This is a genomic window from Actinomadura sp. HBU206391 (genome assembly GCF_014323665.1).
Taxonomy (GTDB): Bacteria; Actinomycetota; Actinomycetes; order Streptosporangiales; family Streptosporangiaceae; genus Actinomadura_C.
Window position 1 is genome coordinate 1 of the sequence record NZ_JABVEB010000024.1, and the last position, 19124, is coordinate 19124.

15 protein-coding genes are annotated in these 19124 nt (G+C 67.5%); all 15 read left to right on the forward strand.

Features of this window, described 5'->3' with window-relative positions:
• The first annotated feature begins 305 nt into the window (after positions 1-305).
• Positions 306-3773 carry a DNA-directed RNA polymerase subunit beta gene (rpoB, locus tag HKK72_RS11495; RefSeq protein WP_187234300.1) on the forward strand — a complete coding sequence of 1156 codons (3468 nt, stop codon included), beginning with the start codon at positions 306-308 and terminating at the stop codon, positions 3771-3773.
• A gap of 32 nt (positions 3774-3805) precedes the next feature.
• On the forward strand, positions 3806-7678 hold the full coding sequence (locus HKK72_RS11500; protein WP_187234301.1) for a DNA-directed RNA polymerase subunit beta': 3873 nt from the start codon (positions 3806-3808) through the stop codon (positions 7676-7678).
• Between the two features lie 277 nt (positions 7679-7955).
• A complete protein-coding gene (locus tag HKK72_RS11505; RefSeq protein WP_187234302.1) occupies positions 7956-9950 on the forward strand; it encodes a hypothetical protein in 1995 nt (664 codons plus the stop codon).
• A gap of 428 nt (positions 9951-10378) precedes the next feature.
• A complete protein-coding gene (gene rpsL / locus HKK72_RS11510; RefSeq protein WP_187234303.1) occupies positions 10379-10753 on the forward strand; it encodes a 30S ribosomal protein S12 in 375 nt (124 codons plus the stop codon).
• Entirely contained in the window at positions 10753-11223 is a 471-nt protein-coding gene (gene rpsG, locus HKK72_RS11515) for a 30S ribosomal protein S7 (RefSeq protein ID WP_187234304.1), read from the forward strand. The genes rpsL and rpsG overlap by 1 nt, the downstream gene beginning before the upstream one ends.
• A 43-nt stretch (positions 11224-11266) precedes the next feature.
• On the forward strand, positions 11267-13378 hold the full coding sequence (fusA, locus tag HKK72_RS11520) for an elongation factor G (protein WP_187234305.1): 2112 nt from the start codon (positions 11267-11269) through the stop codon (positions 13376-13378).
• Between the two features lie 80 nt (positions 13379-13458).
• Positions 13459-14652 (forward strand): elongation factor Tu, encoded by a 1194-nt coding sequence (gene tuf, locus HKK72_RS11525; protein WP_187234306.1) that lies wholly within the window; start codon positions 13459-13461, stop codon positions 14650-14652.
• 104 nt (positions 14653-14756) lie between these two features.
• Positions 14757-15065 carry a 30S ribosomal protein S10 gene (gene rpsJ / locus HKK72_RS11530; RefSeq protein ID WP_141956729.1) on the forward strand — a complete coding sequence of 103 codons (309 nt, stop codon included), beginning with the start codon at positions 14757-14759 and terminating at the stop codon, positions 15063-15065.
• A 13-nt stretch (positions 15066-15078) separates the two neighbouring features.
• Positions 15079-15729, forward strand: a complete 651-nt coding sequence (rplC, locus tag HKK72_RS11535; RefSeq protein WP_187234307.1) for a 50S ribosomal protein L3 — start codon at positions 15079-15081, stop codon at positions 15727-15729.
• Complete coding sequence (rplD, locus tag HKK72_RS11540) at positions 15726-16370, forward strand: 50S ribosomal protein L4 (RefSeq protein ID WP_187234308.1); 645 nt, start codon at positions 15726-15728, stop codon at positions 16368-16370. The genes rplC and rplD overlap by 4 nt, the downstream gene beginning before the upstream one ends.
• The gene (rplW, locus tag HKK72_RS11545) at positions 16367-16669 is read left to right on the forward strand and encodes a 50S ribosomal protein L23 (RefSeq protein ID WP_315987190.1); all 303 of its coding nucleotides are present in this window, start codon (positions 16367-16369) and stop codon (positions 16667-16669) included. Before rplD ends, rplW begins: the two co-directional genes overlap by 4 nt.
• A gap of 37 nt (positions 16670-16706) precedes the next feature.
• Positions 16707-17540: a 50S ribosomal protein L2 gene (rplB, locus tag HKK72_RS11550; RefSeq protein ID WP_187234309.1), complete on the forward strand. Its 834-nt coding sequence runs from the start codon at positions 16707-16709 to the stop codon at positions 17538-17540.
• An 11-nt stretch (positions 17541-17551) separates the two neighbouring features.
• Positions 17552-17830 (forward strand): 30S ribosomal protein S19, encoded by a 279-nt coding sequence (rpsS, locus tag HKK72_RS11555; RefSeq protein WP_187234310.1) that lies wholly within the window; start codon positions 17552-17554, stop codon positions 17828-17830.
• 26 nt (positions 17831-17856) lie between these two features.
• Complete coding sequence (gene rplV / locus HKK72_RS11560; protein WP_187234311.1) at positions 17857-18249, forward strand: 50S ribosomal protein L22; 393 nt, start codon at positions 17857-17859, stop codon at positions 18247-18249.
• A complete protein-coding gene (gene rpsC, locus HKK72_RS11565) occupies positions 18249-19121 on the forward strand; it encodes a 30S ribosomal protein S3 (RefSeq protein ID WP_187234312.1) in 873 nt (290 codons plus the stop codon). Before rplV ends, rpsC begins: the two co-directional genes overlap by 1 nt.
• Positions 19122-19124 lie beyond the last annotated feature (3 nt).

Sequence of the window (19124 nt, forward strand, 5' to 3'; positions counted from 1 at the left end):
AGCCGGAGGCGAGGCCATGTACACGCCCCTCTAAACTATGGGTTTCCTCACTGCTGGTCAGAGCTCGAAAAACCCATGTCTGCTCTTGACTCAGAGCCGATGAGGAGCGATGCTGCGAGGCAACTGTGATGCATACTGCGGCGGTAGAGTTGCTAGCAGTGTGGCAATCGGCTACACTGCCCCTTTGCGCTGCCCTCTGACTATCCACGTTTGAGATCCGCTGGGATCACTCTCTGCGTCTCACTCATGGACCGTCTGGCGTGCGCGCCGTTCAGTACCGCCGCGAGCCCTCGGAAGGACCACTCTTGGCAGCCTCGCGCAACGCCTCGAACACCGCAACCGGTCCGAACCGCGTCTCCTTCGCGCGCATCAAGGAGCCGCTCGAAGTCCCGGACCTCCTCGCGTTGCAGACCGAGTCTTTTGACTGGCTGCTCGGCAACGAGAGGTGGAAGTCCCGGGTCGAGGCGGCCCAGAAGGCCGGTCGCAAGGATGTCCCGGCCCAGTCGGGCCTCGAGGAGATCTTTGAGGAGATCAGTCCCATTGAGGACTTCTCCGGAACCATGTCCCTCTCGTTCCGCGATCATCGGTTCGAGCCGCCCAAGTACTCCGTCGAGGAGTGCAAGGACAAGGACATGACCTACTCCGCCCCCATGTTCGTCACGGCGGAGTTCATCAACAACTCGACTGGAGAGATCAAGAGCCAGACGGTGTTCATGGGCGATTTCCCGCTCATGACCCCGAAGGGCACCTTCATCATCAACGGCACCGAGCGCGTCGTCGTCTCGCAGCTCGTCCGTTCACCCGGCGTCTACTTCGACCGTCAGCTGGACAAGACGTCCGACAAGGACATCTACGGCTGCAAGGTCATCCCGAGCCGGGGAGCATGGCTCGAGTTCGAGATCGACAAGCGTGACAATGTCGGCGTCCGCATCGACCGCAAGCGCAAGCAGGGCGTGACCGTCCTGCTCAAGGCGCTCGGTTGGGACGAGGCCCGCATTCTCGAGCGTTTCGGTGACTACGAGTCGATCCGCATCACCCTGGAGAAGGATCACACCACCGGCCAGGATGACGCGCTGCTCGACATCTACCGCAAGCTGCGCCCGGGTGAGCCTCCGACGAAGGAGTCCGCCCAGACGCTGCTGGAGAACCTCTACTTCAATCCCAAGCGGTACGACCTCGCCAAGGTCGGCCGATACAAGGTCAATAAGAAGCTCGGCCTCGGCCTCGGCATGCGCCAGGGCACGCTGACCGAAACCGACATCGTCGCCACGATCGAGTACCTCGTCCGGCTGCACGCCGGCGAGGAGGAGGCCACCCTCGGGGAGGTCCCCGTCCCGGTCGAGACCGACGACATCGACCACTTCGGCAACCGCCGTCTCCGGACGGTGGGGGAGCTGATCCAGAACCAGGTGCGCCTGGGTCTGGCCCGGATGGAGCGGGTCGTCCGCGAGCGGATGACCACGCAGGACGTCGAGGCGATCACGCCGCAGACGCTGATCAACATCCGGCCGGTCGTCGCCTCCATCAAGGAGTTCTTCGGCACCAGCCAGCTGTCGCAGTTCATGGACCAGACCAACCCCCTCGCCGGCCTCACGCACAAGCGGCGGCTCTCGGCGCTGGGTCCGGGTGGTCTGTCCCGTGAGCGGGCGGGCTTCGAGGTCCGTGACGTCCACCCGTCGCACTACGGCCGGATGTGCCCGATCGAGACGCCGGAAGGCCCGAACATCGGCCTGATCGGTTCGCTCAGCTCCTATGGGCGGGTCAACCCGTTCGGCTTCGTCGAGACGCCCTACCGCAAGGTCGTCGACGGCGTGGTCACCGAGCAGATCGACTACCTGACCGCCGACGAGGAGGACAGGTTCGTCAAGGCGCAGGCCAACTCGCCGCTCAACGCCGACGGCAGCTTCGCCGAGGACCGCGTCCTGGTTCGCACCAAGGGCGGTGAGATCGAGTACATCTCGCCGGCCGACGTGCACTACATGGACGTCTCCCCGCGGCAGATGGTGTCGGTCGCGACCGCGATGATCCCGTTCCTCGAGCACGACGACGCCAACCGCGCGCTCATGGGCTCGAACATGCAGCGGCAGTCCGTGCCGCTGCTGAAGAGCGAGGCCCCGCTGGTCGGCACCGGCATGGAGTACCGTGCCGCGACCGACGCGGGCGACGTGATCACCGCCGAGAAGGCCGGTGTGGTGGAGGAGGTCTCCGCCGACTACGTCACCGTGATGAACGACGACGCCACCCGGACGACCTACCGCGTGGCCAAGTTCAAGCGCTCCAACCAGGGCACGTGCTTCAACCAGAAGCCGATCGTCGCCGAGGGCCAGCGGATCGAGTTCGGCCAGGTCATCGCCGATGGTCCGTGCACCGACAACGGTGAGATGGCGCTGGGCAAGAACCTGCTCGTGGCGTTCATGCCGTGGGAGGGCCACAACTACGAAGACGCGATCATCCTCAGCCAGCGGCTGGTGCAGGACGACGTCCTCTCCTCGATCCACATCGAGGAGCACGAGGTCGACGCCCGTGACACCAAGCTGGGCCCGGAGGAGATCACCCGGGACATCCCGAACGTCTCCGAAGAGGTCCTCGCCGACCTCGACGAGCGCGGCATCATCCGGATCGGCGCCGAGGTCGTACCCGGCGACATCCTGGTCGGCAAGGTCACGCCCAAGGGCGAGACCGAGCTGACCCCGGAGGAGCGGCTGCTTCGTGCGATCTTCGGTGAGAAGGCGCGTGAGGTCCGTGACACCTCGCTCAAGGTGCCGCACGGCGAGATGGGCAAGGTCATCGGTGTCCGCGTGTTCAGCCGGGACGAGGGCGACGAGCTCCCGCCGGGCGTGAACGAGCTGGTCCGCGTCTACGTGGCCCAGAAGCGCAAGATCACCGACGGTGACAAGCTCGCCGGCCGACACGGCAACAAGGGCGTCATCTCCAAGGTGCTGCCGGTCGAGGACATGCCGTTCCTCGAGGACGGCACCCCGGTCGACATCGTCCTCAACCCGCTCGGTGTTCCCGGCCGTATGAACGTCGGCCAGGTTCTCGAGACCCACCTCGGCTGGGTCGCCAGCCGCGGCTGGAAGGTCGAGGGCGACGACGCCGAGTGGAAGCGTCAGCTCAAGGCGATCGGCGCCGACGAGGCTCCGGCCTGGACCAACGCGGCCACGCCGGTCTTCGACGGTGCCCGCGAGGAGGAGATCACGGGGCTGATCGAGAGCACCCTGCCCAACCGGGACGGCGAGCGCATGGTCGGTCCGGGTGGCAAGGCCAGGCTCTTCGACGGTCGCACCGGTGAGCCGTTCACAGACCCGATCTCGGTCGGTTACATCTACATTCTCAAGCTGCTCCACCTGGTCGACGACAAGATCCACGCTCGGTCGACCGGTCCCTACTCCATGATCACTCAGCAGCCGCTCGGCGGTAAGGCCCAGTTCGGCGGCCAGCGCTTCGGTGAGATGGAGGTCTGGGCACTGGAGGCGTACGGCGCCGCCTACGCCCTTCAGGAGCTGCTGACCATCAAATCCGACGACGTCCTGGGCCGGGTCAAGGTCTATGAGGCGATCGTCAAGGGCGAGAACATCCCCGAGCCGGGCATCCCGGAGTCCTTCAAGGTGCTGATCAAGGAGATGCAGTCGCTGTGCCTCAACGTCGAGGTGCTCTCCAGCGACGGTATGTCCATCGAGATGCGTGACACCGACGAGGATGTCTTCCGCGCAGCGGAGGAGCTCGGCATCGACCTGTCCCGGCGTGAGCCGAGCAGTGTCGAAGAGGTCTGATTCTCAAACGACAACAGGGGACTGAACACAACGTGCTCGATGTCAACTTCTTCGACGAGCTGCGGATCGGTCTGGCCACGGCCGACGACATCCGTCAGTGGTCGCATGGTGAGGTCAAGAAGCCTGAGACGATCAACTACCGGACCCTGAAGCCGGAAAAGGACGGACTCTTCTGCGAGAAGATCTTCGGTCCGACCAGGGACTGGGAGTGCTACTGCGGCAAGTACAAGCGAGTCCGGTTCAAGGGCATCATCTGTGAGCGCTGTGGCGTCGAGGTGACTCGCGCCAAGGTACGGCGTGAGCGGATGGGCCACATCGAACTGGCCGCGCCCGTGACGCACATTTGGTACTTCAAGGGGGTGCCCAGCCGGCTGGGCTACCTCCTGGACCTCGCCCCGAAGGATCTCGAAAAGATCATCTACTTCGCGGCATACATGATCACGCTTGTCGACACCGAGAAGCGTGACCGCGACCTGCCGACGCTCGAGGCGCACATCTCGGTCGAGCGCCAGCAGATCGAACAGCGTCGTGACGCCGAGATCGAGGCCCGGCAGCAGAAGCTCGAGCGTGACCTCGCCGAGCTCGAGGCCGCCGGCGCCAAGGCCGACCAGCGGCGCAAGGTGCGTGAGAGCGCCGAGCGCGAGATGAAGCAGATCCGCGATCGCGCGCAGCGTGAGATCGACCGCCTCGAAGAGGTGTGGACCCGCTTCAAGAACCTCAAGGTCCAGGACCTCGAGGGCGACGAGATGCTCTACCGCGAGATGCGGGACCGCTTCGGCAAGTACTTCGAGGGCGGCATGGGCGCTCGCGCCATCCAGGCCCGCCTGGAGAACTTCGACCTCGACGCCGAGGCCGAGCGGCTCCGCGAGATCATCCGTACGGGGAAGGGCCAGAAGAAGGCCCGCGCCCTCAAGCGGCTCAAGGTCGTCTCGGCGTTCCTGAACACGCGCAACTCGCCGCTCGGCATGGTGCTCGACTGCATCCCGGTCATCCCGCCGGACCTGCGCCCGATGGTGCAGCTCGACGGTGGCCGGTTCGCGACGAGCGACCTCAACGACCTGTACCGCCGGGTCATCAACCGGAACAACCGGTTGAAGAGGCTGCTCGACCTCGGTGCTCCCGAGATCATCGTCAACAACGAGAAGCGGATGCTGCAGGAGGCCGTCGACGCGCTGTTCGACAACGGCCGCCGCGGCCGCCCGGTCACCGGGCCGGGCAACCGTCCGCTCAAGTCGCTGTCCGACATGCTCAAGGGCAAGCAGGGCCGCTTCCGGCAGAACCTGCTGGGCAAACGCGTCGACTACTCCGGCCGTTCGGTCATCGTCGTCGGCCCGCAGCTCAAGCTGCACCAGTGTGGTCTGCCCAAGCAGATGGCCCTGGAGCTGTTCAAGCCGTTCGTCATGAAGCGGCTGGTCGACCTCAACCACGCGCAGAACATCAAGAGCGCCAAGCGCATGGTCGAGCGGGCCCGCCCCGTCGTGTGGGACGTGCTCGAAGAGGTCATCACCGAGCACCCGGTGCTGCTCAACCGGGCGCCGACCCTGCACCGCCTCGGCATCCAGGCCTTCGAGCCGCAGCTGGTCGAGGGCAAGGCCATCCAGATCCACCCGCTCGTCTGCACCGCGTTCAACGCGGACTTCGACGGCGACCAGATGGCCGTGCACCTGCCGCTGTCGGCCGAGGCCCAGGCCGAGGCGCGCATCCTGATGCTGTCGACCAACAACATCCTGAAGCCGTCGGACGGCAAGCCGGTCACCATGCCCACCCAGGACATGGTCATCGGGCTGTACTGGCTGACGTCGGACAAGACCGACGCCAAGGGCGAAGGCCGCTCGTTCACCTCGATCCCCGAGGCGATCATGGCCTACGACCGTGGTGAGCTCGACCTGCAGGCCCAGATCCAGATCCGGCTCAAGGACGTCCCGCCGCCGCGCGGCTGGCAGGCGCCCGAGGGCTACGAGCCTGGTCAGGCCTACCGGCTCGAGACCACCCTGGGCCGTGCCCTGTTCAACGAGACGCTGCCGAACGACTTCCCCTTCGTGAACTACGAGGTGGGCAAGAAGCAGCTCTCGGCGATCGTCAACGAGCTGGCCGAGACCTACCCGAAGGTCGCGGTCGCCAACGCGCTCGACGCGCTGAAGGACCGCGGCTTCCACTGGGCCACCCGGTCCGGCGTCACGATCGCGATCGCGGACGTCATCGCGCCGCCGAACAAGGCCGAGATCCTCTCGGCCTACGAGCGGCGTGCCGACAAGGTGCAGCGGGAGTACGACCGCGGTCTGATCACCGACGACGAGCGCCGCCAGGAGCTCATCGAGATCTGGACCCACGCCACGGCCGACGTCATGGACGACATGACCAAGGCGTTCCCGAAGAACAACCCGGTGTGGATGATGGTCAACTCCGGTGCCCGTGGTAACCCACTGCAGGTCCGGCAGATCGCCGGCATGCGTGGGCTGGTGTCCAACCCCAAGGGTGAGACCATCCCGCGGCCGATCAAGTCGTCGTTCCGTGAGGGACTGTCGGTGGTCGAGTACTTCATCTCGACGCACGGCGCCCGTAAGGGCCTGGCCGACACCGCGCTCCGTACCGCCGACTCGGGTTACCTGACCCGGCGTCTGGTGGACGTGGCGCAGGACGTCATCGTCCGCGAGGAGGACTGCGGCACCGACCGCACCATCCCGTTCCGGGTGGCCGACCGCGGCCCGGGCGGCGAGCTGGTGAAGCCGCCCACGTCCGAGAACAGCCTTGTCGGCCGGACCATCGCCGAGGACGTCGAGCTGGACGGTTCGGTCCTGTTCCCGGCGAACACGGACCTGTCCGACATGGTGATCACACGGCTGGTCGAGGCCGGGATCGAAGAGGTCCGGACCCGCAGCGCCCTCGTCTGCGAAGCCAAGATCGGCGTCTGCGGGGCGTGCTACGGCCGCTCGCTGGCGACCGGCAAGCGCGTGGACGTCGGTGAGGCCGTCGGCATCATCGCGGCCCAGTCGATCGGTGAGCCCGGCACGCAGCTGACCATGCGTACCTTCCACACCGGTGGTGTGGCGGGCGCCGACATCACCCACGGTCTGCCGCGTGTCCAGGAGCTGTTCGAGGCGCGCATCCCCAAGGGTGTCGCCCCGATCAGCGAGGTCGCCGGCCGGGTCAAGATGGAAGAGACCGAGAAGACCCGGAAGGTCGTCATCCTTCCCGATGACGGCTCCGAAGAGATCGCCTACCCGGTGCCGATGCGTTCGCGGCTGCGGGTCAAGGAGGGCGACCACGTCGACGTCGGTGAGCAGCTCATCGACGGTTCCATCAACCCGCACGAGGTGCTGCGCATCCTCGGCCCGCGGGCGGTCCAGCTCCACCTGGTCCACGAGGTCCAGGAGGTCTACCGCTCGCAGGGTGTGTCGATCCACGACAAGCACATCGAGATCATCGTCCGCCAGATGCTCAAGCGGGTGAACATCCTCGAGGCCGGGGACACCGACCTGCTGCCGGGCGACCTGGTGGAGCGGCCGATCTTCGAGCGGACCAACCGCGCCGTCGTCGCCGAGGGCGGCACGCCCGCGGCCGGCCGGCCGGTGCTCATGGGCATCACCAAGGCGTCGCTGGCGACCGAGTCCTGGCTGTCGGCGGCCTCCTTCCAGGAGACCACCCGGGTGCTCACCGAGGCTGCCATGCACTCCAAGAGCGACTCGCTGCTGGGCCTCAAGGAGAACGTCATCATCGGAAAGCTCATCCCGGCCGGTACCGGCATGCCGCAGTACCGCAACATCCGGGTCGAGCCCACCGAGGAGGCGAAGGCGGCGGTCTACTCCGTCGGTTCCTACGACGACGGTGCCGAGTACGCCTTCGGGCAGGGCTCCGGTGAGGCCGTGCCGCTGGAGGAGTACGACTTCGGGCAGTACAACAGGTAACAGGACAAGAGGAAAAAGCGCACCAGGGATGGGGCCGCTTCCCGTCGGAAGCGGCCCCATCCTCATATCACGGCCGTCCGCCACATAGCGTGGTGATTTGCGGTGGCACCGGCGATCGCGGGAAGGTGGTCGCGATGGAGCTCAGCCGGGGACGGCCCGACATGGTGAGCAGAGACAGAGTTCGGGGGGCCGCGTTACGCGCCGTGCGCCTTCGGATGGAACTGCATGCCCGGGCGTCGCACGCGCTCGGGGGGTACGGCGCTGAAGGAGCCCGACGATGAGCGAGCAGGACGGCACGCAAGGACCGCAGTGGCCGCTGCCCGACGACCAGGGGCCGCCGCAGGGCGGGCGAACCGACGAGACCAAGGAGACCACCGAGGTCTCACAGGAGACCCAGGACACCGGGCCCGCGTCGACGATCCGCCCGATAGGCGACCGGACCGTCGTGTTCGGCGCCCCCGCGCCCTCCCGCGGAGGCCCGCAGCCGAGTCCCGAGTGGCCCCAAGGCAGCGGGTCGACACAGGGCAGTGAGTCGACACAGGGCAGCGGGTCGACGCAGGGCGGTGGGCCCGCCCAGGGCGTGCCGCCGCACGATCCGGCGCCGCCCGCACCGGGCTACGGCTCGCCGGCCTACGGCCAGCCCTCCTACGGGCAGCCGGCGGAACAGGAACGGTCTCCCTACGGAGCCCTGCCGCAGGCCGACCCCTACGCACCTCCGTCGTACGGCCAGACGCCGGCCGCACCGGCCGCCCAGGATCCCTATGGCCAGGCGCCGACCCCCACCTACGGGCAACCGGCCGACCAGCCGCCGTACGCGCAGCCGTCCTACGGCCAGCCGTCGTACGGGCAGCCCGAGCAGCAGGCGCCGGGCCAGCAGGCGCCGGGCCAGCAGCCCTATGGGCAGCCCGAACAGCAGGCACAGGGGCAGCAGACACCGGGGCAGCAGGCGCCGGGCCAGCAGCCGTACGGTCAGCAGCCCCTCGGCCAGCCGGAGCAGCAGCCCTACGGCGGGCAGCCGGAGCAGCAGTCGTACGGTCAGCAGCCCTACGGCCAGCAGCCGTACGCCCAGCCGGAGCAGCAGCCCTACGGCGGACAGCCGTACGGGCAGGCACCCGGCCAGGAGAGCGGCTACCCGCAGCAGCCGGCCTACGGTACGCCGGGCGGCGGGCAGCAGGACGAGCCGTCCGGGTACCCGCGGCAGCCCGGCTCGTTCGGCCAGCCGGATCAGCCCCAGCAGCCCTACGAGGCACCGGGACGGCCGGAGCAGCCCTACGGGCAGCAGGCGACCTATGGCCAGTACGGCCAGGCGGCCTACGGGCAGCCCCAGCAGGGGCAGCAGCCGTACGGTGAGCAGGAGGCGCCGTACACGCCGCCGGCCTCGCCGGAGAGCTCCGGCTCTGACGCGCTCGGCGAACGCACGATGATCGTGCCGGCTCCCGGGACCGGCACCGAGCCTCCGGTGGATCAGTCGTCCACCGACGAGCAGCCGGCCTACCGGTTGCCGACCGACGTTCCGCTGGTCTCGGGTCCGGGCGGTGGCGACACCGAAGAGCGGACCGTGACGGTGCAACCGCTGGACCAGGGCTTCGGCTCGGGCGGAGCGTCGGAGGAGCCCCGGTCCTACGGTGCACCGGGTTCGGGTTTCGGGTCGCCCGGCGACCGGGACGAGGACGCCCAGCCGACCCAGGCCTTCCGTCCGTCCGAGGAGTCACCGGGCTTCTCCGACAGCGGGCAGGGGCGCTCGGAACCGGGCGGGCAGCAGCCGTGGTCGGCGCCCTCCGCCGACCAGGCGCAGCAGCCGTACGGCGGGCAGCAGCCCTACGGGCAGCAGCAGGCCCAGCAGCCCTACGGCCAGCAGTCCTACGGTCAGCAGCCGTACGGCGGGCAGCAGGCTCAGCAGCCCTACGGCCAGCAGGCCCAGCAGCCCTACGGGCAGCAGCAGGCCCAGCAGCCCTACGGGCAGCCTGAGGGCCAGGCGGGTCAGCAGGGCTACGGCCAGCACGCGGCGTACGGTCAGCAGCCCGGGCAGCAGCACGGCCAGCCGGGCCAGCAAGGGCAGCAGCAGGCCCAGGGCCAGCAGGGCTACGGCCAGCACGCGGCCTATGGCCAGCAGCAGGGCCAGCACGGCGGCGAGACCGCCTACCCCGGCTACGGCAACGTCTCCGGATATCCGGACGAGGGCGGGAAATCGCGGGCCAAGCTGCTGATCGGGATCGGCGCGGCCCTGGTGGTCATCATCGCGGTGGTAGTGATCGTCGCCTACGTGCTCTGATCCGGCCGGCCCGGGCTCTTCTCAGAGCGACAGGTCTCAGGCAGAATGCCGACGGGAACAACCGTCGGCATTCTGTCGTTCTGTACCGTTGACGACATGGGTGGCTTCCGGCCGCCCCCGGCGGGATCGACCGCTCGCTTTGACCTTTGGTGCGAGGGTGGGTAGTCTTTCCCTTCGTGCCCGCGGTATGCGGGCCATCATGCGTGTGTGCTGGCTTTGCCGTGCGCCGCATTCAACTCCCCGGCTCGGTTCGGCCCTTACGGGCCGGATGGATTGCGGCGGGCGCGACACGCCCGACCGCGGGGGTCGGAGAGGTCGGGAAACCGGCAGGTCACAGCCTCGGAAGGGGCTGTGAATCACGGTTGCACGCAAGTGCGATCGTCCAGAGGAAGACTTACCGGCTCGGTACGAGGGAAGACGGAGACGCGGTGCCCACGATCCAGCAGCTGGTCCGAAAGGGCCGCCAGGACAAGGTGACCAAGAACAAGACGCCCGCGCTTAAGGGGAGCCCCCAGCGCCGGGGTGTCTGCACGCGCGTCTACACGACGACGCCGAAGAAGCCGAACTCCGCGCTGCGCAAGGTCGCCCGTGTTCGGTTGTCCAGCGGAATAGAGGTCACGGCCTACATTCCGGGCGTCGGCCACAACCTGCAGGAGCACTCGATCGTGCTCGTGCGCGGTGGTCGTGTGAAGGACCTCCCGGGTGTCAGGTACAAGATCATCCGCGGCACTCTGGACACCCAGGGTGTGCGCAACCGCAAGCAGGCGCGCAGCCGCTACGGCGCGAAGAAGGAGAAGAGCTGATGCCCCGCAAGGGACCTGCCGCCAAGCGTCAGCTGATCGCTGACCCGGTGTACAACTCGCCGCTGGTCACCGCACTGATCAACAAGGTGCTGCTGGACGGCAAGCGCTCGATCGCGCAGAGCATCGTGTACGACGCTCTCGAGGGCGCCCGCGAGAAGACCGGCAACGACCCGGTCGTCACGCTGAAGCGCGCGCTCGACAACGTGAAGCCGACCCTCGAGGTCCGCAGCCGGCGAGTCGGCGGCGCGACCTACCAGGTGCCGGTGGAGGTGCGCCCGGCGCGCAGCACCACTCTCGCCCTGCGGTGGCTCATCGTCTACTCCCGGCAGCGCCGCGAGAAGACGATGACCGAGCGGCTGATGAACGAGCTGCTCGACGCGAGCAACGGCCTCGGCGCGAGTGTGAAGAAGCGCGAGGACACCCACAAGATGGCGGAGTCGAACAAGGCCTTCGCCCACTACCGCTGGTAATCCAGCTCACAGACGTACGAGAAGACGCGAGGACGCGAGCACAGTGGCTACTCAGACCGGTGTAGACCTGGCCAAGGTCCGCAACATCGGGATCATGGCCCACATCGACGCGGGCAAGACGACGACGACTGAGCGCATCCTGTTCTACACAGGCATGAGCTACAAGATCGGCGAGGTCCACGACGGCGCGGCCACCACCGACTGGATGGAGCAGGAACAGGAGCGGGGAATCACCATCACCTCCGCTGCCGTCACCTGCAAGTGGGAGGTCGACAAGACCGACCACACCATCAACATCATCGACACCCCCGGGCACGTCGACTTCACCGTCGAGGTGGAGCGGTCGCTGCGGGTGCTCGACGGTGCCGTCGCCGTGTTCGACGGCGTGGCCGGAGTCGAGCCGCAGTCCGAGACGGTGTGGCGTCAGGCCGACCGCTACGGCGTCCCGCGGATCTGCTTCGTCAACAAGCTCGACCGGGTCGGCGCGGAGTTCCACCGCTGCGTCGACATGATCGTGTCGCGGCTCAACGCGACGCCCCTGGTGCTGCAGCTGCCGATCGGCGCCGAGGCGGACTTCAAGGGCGTCATCGACCTCGTGTCGATGAAGGCGCTCGTGTGGAGCCCCGAGGCCAAGATGGGCGAGATGTACGACACCGTCGACATCCCGGACACCCACGTCGAGGCGGCCCGCGAGTGGCACGACCGGCTGGTCGAGACGCTGGCCGAGGGCGACGACGAGATCATGGAGCTGTACCTCGAGGGCAACGAGCCCACGGCGGACCAGCTGATCGCCGGGATCCGTCGCGCGACCATCGCCGGCAACCTCACTCCGGTGCTGTGCGGCACGGCGTTCAAGAACAAGGGCGTGCAGCCGCTGCTGGACGCGATCGTCCGCTACCTGCCCTCGCCGATCGACGTTCCCTCTGTCGAGGGTCACGACGTGAAGAACGAGGAGAAGGTCATCGCTCGCAAGCCGAGCGAGGACGAGCCGTTCTCCGCGCTCGCCTTCAAGATCATGAGCGACCCGCACCTGGGCAAGCTGACCTACATCCGGGTCTACTCCGGTGTTCTCGAGGCCGGCACGCAGGTCCTGAACAGCGTGAAGGACCGCAAGGAGCGGATCGGCAAGATCTACCGGATGCACGCGAACAAGCGTGAGGAGATCGGCCATGTGGGCGCCGGCGACATCGTCGCGGTGATGGGCCTGAAGTCCACCACCACGGGCGAGACGCTGAGCGACCCGGCCAACCCGGTGATCCTCGAATCCATGACCTTCCCGGCCCCGGTCATCAACGTGGCGATCGAGCCGAAGACCAAGGTCGACCAGCAGAAGCTGGGCACCGCGATCCAGCGGCTGGCCGAGGAGGACCCCTCCTTCCAGGTCCGTACGGACGAGGAGACCGGTCAGACCATCATCTCGGGCATGGGCGAGCTCCACCTGGAGATCCTCGTCGACCGGATGAAGCGGGAGTTCAAGGTCGAGGCCAACGTCGGCCGCCCGCAGGTCGCCTACCGCGAGACCATCCGCCGCAAGGTCGAGAAGGTCGAGTACACCCACAAGAAGCAGACCGGTGGTGCGGGCCAGTTCGGCCGGGTCATCATCGACCTGGAGCCGCTGGGTGGCGGTAGCGACGGCTATGAGTTCGAGAACAAGGTGACCGGTGGCCGTATCCCGCGGGAGTACATCCCGTCCGTGGACGCGGGCTGCCAGGAGGCCGCCGAGTTCGGTGTGCTCGCGGGGTACCCGCTGGTGGGCATCAAGGTCACCTTGCGTGACGGTGCCTACCACGACGTGGACTCCTCGGAGATGGCGTTCAAGGTCGCCGGTTCCATGGCGTTCAAGGAGGCGGCCCGCAAGGCCGACCCCGCGCTGCTGGAGCCGATGATGGCGGTCGAGGTCACCACTCCCGAGGACAACATGGGTGACGTGATCGGCGACCTGAACAGCCGGCGTGGTCAGATCCAGGCGATGGACGAGTCACACGGCGCCCGGGTCGTCAAGGCCATCGTTCCCCTCTCTGAGATGTTCGGCTACGTGGGCGACCTGCGCAGCAAGACCCAAGGCCGAGCGGTATTCACCATGCAGTTCGACTCCTACGCGGAGGTTCCCACGAACGTCGCGCAGGAGATCATCGCGAAGGCGCGGGGCGAATAAGCGCTGCCGCCGGTATTGCCAGCCATTTTCAGCAAACGTAGACGGACGTCGAAAGGCGTCAGATTCACAAGGAGACACCAGTGGCCAAGGCCAAGTTCGAGCGGACGAAGCCGCACGTAAACATCGGCACCATTGGGCACATCGACCATGGTAAAACCACTCTTACCGCGGCGATTACCAAGGTGCTCCACGACAAGTACCCGGACCTGAACCCCTTCACGCCGTTCGACGAGATCGACAAGGCGCCGGAGGAGCGGGAGCGGGGCATCACGATCTCCATCGCGCACGTCGAGTACCAGACCGAGGCGCGGCACTACGCGCACGTCGACTGCCCGGGTCACGCGGACTACATCAAGAACATGATCACCGGCGCCGCCCAGATGGACGGTGCGATCCTGGTCGTGGCCGCCACCGACGGCCCGATGCCGCAGACCAAGGAGCACGTGCTGCTCGCCCGCCAGGTCGGCGTGCCCTACATTGTCGTGGCCCTCAACAAGGCCGACATGGTCGATGACGAGGAGATCCTGGAGCTCGTCGAGCTCGAGGTCCGTGAGCTTCTCACCGAGTACGAGTTCCCGGGCGATGACGTCCCGGTCGTGCGCGTCTCCGCGCTCAAGGCGCTCGAGGGCGACGCCGAGTGGGGCGAGAAGATCGTCGAACTCATGACCGCCGTGGACGAGAGCGTCCCGCAGCCGGTGCGTGAGACCGAGAAGCCCTTCCTCATGCCGATCGAGGACGTCTTCTCGATCACCGGTCGAGGCACGGTCGTCACCGGCCGGATCGAGCGTGGTGTCGTCAACGTCAACGAGACCGTCGACATCATCGGCATCCAGGAGAAGGCCACCACGACCACCGTCACCGGTGTCGAGATGTTCCGCAAGCTGCTCGACCAGGGCCAGGCCGGCGACAACGTCGGTCTGCTCCTGCGAGGCATCAAGCGCGAGGACGTCGAGCGCGGCCAGTGTGTGATCAAGCCGGGCACGAACACCCCGCACACCGAGTTCGAGGCGCAGGTCTACATCCTGTCCAAGGACGAGGGCGGCCGGCACACGCCGTTCTTCAACAACTACCGTCCGCAGTTCTACTTCCGGACCACGGACGTGACCGGCGTCGTCAACCTGCCCGAGGGCACGGAGATGGTCATGCCGGGCGACAACACCGAGATGAAGGTCGACCTGATCCAGCCGATCGCGATGGAGGAAGGTCTCCGTTTCGCGATCCGTGAGGGCGGCCGCACCGTCGGTGCCGGTCGCGTGGTCAAGATTCTCAAGTAAAGACACCCCGCGGAGCGGCGGTCCGGTCCTCCAGAGCACCGGACCGCCGCGCCACGACACCGAAGTAACCAGCGGCACTACCAGCAAAGGACACCGAGGCCACAATGGCGGGACAGAAGATCCGCATCCGGCTCAAGGCCTACGACCACGAGGTCATCGACACCTCGGCGCGAAAGATCGTCGAGACGGTGACGCGCACGGGCGCCAAGGTCGCGGGCCCGGTGCCGCTGCCGACCGAGAAGAACGTGTACTGCGTCATCCGCTCGCCGCACAAGTACAAGGACTCGCGCGAGCACTTCGAGATGCGCACACACAAGCGGCTGATCGACATCATCGATCCGACGCCCAAGACGGTCGACTCGCTCATGCGGCTCGACCTTCCGGCCGGCGTCGACATCGAGATCAAGCTCTAAAGGACGCACCCAGATGAGTAAGCAGAGAAAGGGCGTCCTGGGCGAGAAGCTCGGCATGACCCAGGTCTTCGACGATGAGGGCCGGATGGTGCCGGTAACCGTCGTCCAGGCCGGGCCGTGCGTTGTCACCCGGGTACGTACGCCCGAAGTAGACGGCTACACCGCCGTCCAGCTCGGCTACGGCCAGATCGACCCGCGCAAGGTGAACAAGCCGCGCACGGGTCACTTCGACAAGGCCGGCGTCACGCCGCGCCGTTACGTCGTCGAGCTCCGGACCGACAACGCCACCGAGTACGAACTCGGCCAGGAGATCACCGTTGACGTCTTCGAGGCCGGCCAGAAGATCGACGTCACAGGCACGAGCAAGGGCAAGGGCACTGCCGGTGTCATGAAGCGCCACGGGTTCAAGGGACTCGGCGCCTCTCACGGCACGCAGCGCAAGCACCGCTCGCCCGGCTCGATCGGCGGCTGCGCGACCCCTGGTCGCGTGTTCAAGGGCCTGCGCATGGCGGGGCGGCACGGTAACGCCCGCACCACCGTGCAGAACCTGACCGTGCACGCCGTGGACGCGGACAAGGGTCTGCTGCTCATCAAGGGCGCGGTCCCCGGCCCGAACGGCGGCCTGCTGCTGGTCCGCAACGCAGTGAAGGGAGCGGGCGCATGAGTGCACAGATCACCAAGGCCACACGGGCCGACATAAAGCTGGCGCCCGAGATCTTCGACGCGAAGGTCAACGTGCCGCTGATCCACCAGGTGGTCGTGGCGCAGCTCGCCGCGGCCCGGCAGGGCACGGCCTCGACCAAGACCCGGGGCGAAGTCTCCGGCGGTGGCCGCAAACCGTACCGGCAGAAGGGCACCGGCCGGGCCCGTCAGGGCTCGACCCGCGCGCCGCAGTTCGCCGGCGGTGGCGTCGTGCACGGCCCGCAGCCGCGCTCGTACGCGCAGAAGACGCCCAAGAAGATGAAGGCCGCCGCGCTCCGCGGCGCCCTGTCCGACCGGGCCCGGCACGGCCGGGTGCACGTGGTCGGCCCGCTGGTCGACGGCGACACGCCGAAGACCAAGGCCGCTCTGACCGCGCTGCGCGAGATCACCGAGGCGCGCAACATCCTGCTGGTGCTCGACGGCACGGACGAGGTGACCTGGGCGAGCCTGCGCAACGAGCAGAGCGTCCACCTCCTCGTGGCCGGTCAGCTCAACACCTACGACGTGCTCTGCAGCGACGACGTGGTGTTCACCGAGAAGGGTTACGACGAGTTCGTGACCCGGGCGCTCAAGACGATGAAGAAAGAGGGGGCGGACAAGTGAGCAAGATCGCTGACCCCCGCGACATCCTGATCGCGCCCGTCGTCTCGGAGAAGAGCTACGGGCTGCTGGACGAGAACAAGTACACGTTCCTCGTACAGCCGGACGCCAACAAGACCCAGATCAAGCAGGCGGTCGAGGCGGTGTTCCAGGTCAAGGTCGCGAGCGTGAACACGATCAACCGGCAGGGTAAGCGCAAGCGCACCCGCCACGGCTTCGGTAAGCGCAAGGACACCAAGCGCGCGATCGTCAGCCTGGCCGAGGGCGAGCGGATCGATATCTTCGGCGGCCCCGCCGCCTAGGGCGGGCCTCGAAGTAGACAAGGGATGAACGAAAAAGATGGGCATCCGTAAGTACAAGCCGACGACACCGGGTCGTCGCGGGTCCAGCGTGGCCGACTTCGTGGAGGTCACGCGCCGCGAGCCCGAGAAGTCGCTGCTGCGTCCGCTCCCCAAGAAGGGCGGCCGCAACAACCACGGCCGCATCACCACGCGGCACCAGGGCGGCGGTCACAAGCGCGCCTACCGCGTCATCGACTTCCGGCGCGCGGACAAGGACGGCGTGCCGGCCAAGGTCGCGCACATCGAGTACGACCCCAACCGCACCGCGCGGATCGCGCTGCTGCACTACGCCGACGGGGAGAAGCGCTACATCCTCGCCCCGACCGGCCTGAAGCAGGGCGACCGGGTGGAGAACGGCGCGGGCTCGGACATCAAGCCGGGCAACTGCCTGCCGCTGCGCAACATCCCGACCGGTACGGTCGTGCACGCCATCGAGCTGCGGCCGGGCGGCGGCGCCAAGATCGCCCGTTCCGCGGGCGCCGGGGTGCAGCTGCTGGCCAAGGAGGGCACCTACGCCACGCTGCGGATGCCCTCGGGCGAGATGCGGTTGGTGGACGTACGCTGCCGCGCCACGGTCGGCGAGGTCGGTAACGCCGAGCAGTCGAACATCAACTGGGGCAAGGCCGGGCGTTCCCGCTGGAAGGGCAAGCGCCCGACCGTCCGCGGTGTGGCCATGAACCCGATCGACCACCCGCACGGTGGTGGTGAGGGCAAGACCTCTGGTGGTCGGCACCCGTCGAGCCCGTGGGGCCAGCCGGAGGGGCGTACGCGTAAGGCGCAGAAGCCCAGCGACCGGCTCATCGTCCGTCGTCGCAGCAAGAAGAAGCGGTAGGAGTCGCTGTCATGCCACGTAGCCTCAAGAAGGGCCCGTTCGTGGACGACCACCTGATGAAGAAGGTGGACGTGCAGAACGAGAAGGGCACCAAGAACGTCATCAAGACGTGGTCGCGGCGCTCCATGATCGTGCCGGAGATGATCGGTCACACGATCGCCGTGCACGACGGCCGCAAGCACGTCCCGGTGTTCATCACCGATGCCATGGTCGGTCACAAGCTCGGCGAGTTCTCGCCGACGCGGACCTACCGCGGCCATGTCCGCGACGACCGCCGCAGCCGGCGTTGAGTCTGAGCTAGAGAGAGGGAACAGCGATGGAAGCCAGGGCCCAGGCGCGGTTCATCCGCGTCACGCCCAGGAAGGCCCGCCGCGTGGTGGACCTCATCCGCGGCCTGCCGGCCGCGGAGGCTCAGGCGGTGCTGCGGTTCGCCCCCCAGGCTGCTAGTGAGCCGGTGGGCAAGGTGCTGGCGAGCGCCATCGCCAACGCCGAGCACAACAACAAACTCGACGCCGACACGCTCGTCGTCAGCCGGGCCTGGGTCGACGAGGGTCCCACCCTCAAGCGATTCCGGCCGCGTGCACAGGGCCGGGCGTACCGGGTGAACAAGCGCACCAGCCATATCACCGTGATCGTCGAGTCGCGGCCCGAGAGTGCCGGCGCCGCGCCCCGTAGGGGCACCGCCAATAAGACGAGGAGGACCCGCTAGTGGGACAGAAAGTCAACCCGCACGGGTTCCGGTTGGGCATCACCACCGACTTCAAGAGCCGGTGGTACGCCGACAAGCTCTACAAGGACTACGTCAAGGAAGACGTCGCGATCCGCCGGATGCTCCAAAAGGGCATGGACCGTGCGGGCATCTCCAAGGTGGAGATCGAGCGCACCCGTGACCGTGTCCGTGTCGACATCCACACCGCCCGGCCGGGCATCGTCATCGGCCGTCGGGGCGCGGAGGCTGACCGGATCCGTGGTGACCTTGAGAAGCTGACCGGCAAGCAGGTCCAGCTGAACATCCTCGAGGTGAAGAACCCCGAGATCGACGCGCAGCTCGTCGCGCAGGGCGTGGCCGAGCAGCTGTCCAGCCGGGTCGCGTTCCGCCGGGCGATGCGCAAGGCGATCCAGAGCGCGATGAAGAGCGGCGCCAAGGGCATCAAGGTCCAGTGCGGCGGCCGTCTCGGCGGCGCCGAGATGTCGCGGTCGGAGTTCTACCGCGAGGGCCAGGTGCCGCTGCACACGCTGCGCGCCGACATCGACTACGGCTTCTACGAGGCCCGTACGACGTTCGGCCGGATCGGCGTGAAGGTGTGGATCTACAAGGGCGAGGCCCCGCAGACCCGCGCCGAGCGTGAGGCCAAGGCGGCGGCGCAGCGCGCCGGTGCCGGCACCGGCGGCGACCGGCGTGGTCGTGGCGGCGGCGGCGACCGTCCGCCGCGTCGTGGCGGTGGCGGTGGTGGCGGCGGCCGTCGTGGCGAGCGTGGCGACCGCGGTGGCGCCGGCAAGCAGAGTTCAGAGCAGCAGGCCACCGGGGCGGCCGAGTCGGCCGCGACCGCCACGCCGGCTGCGACAGGTGAGGGGAGCTGATTG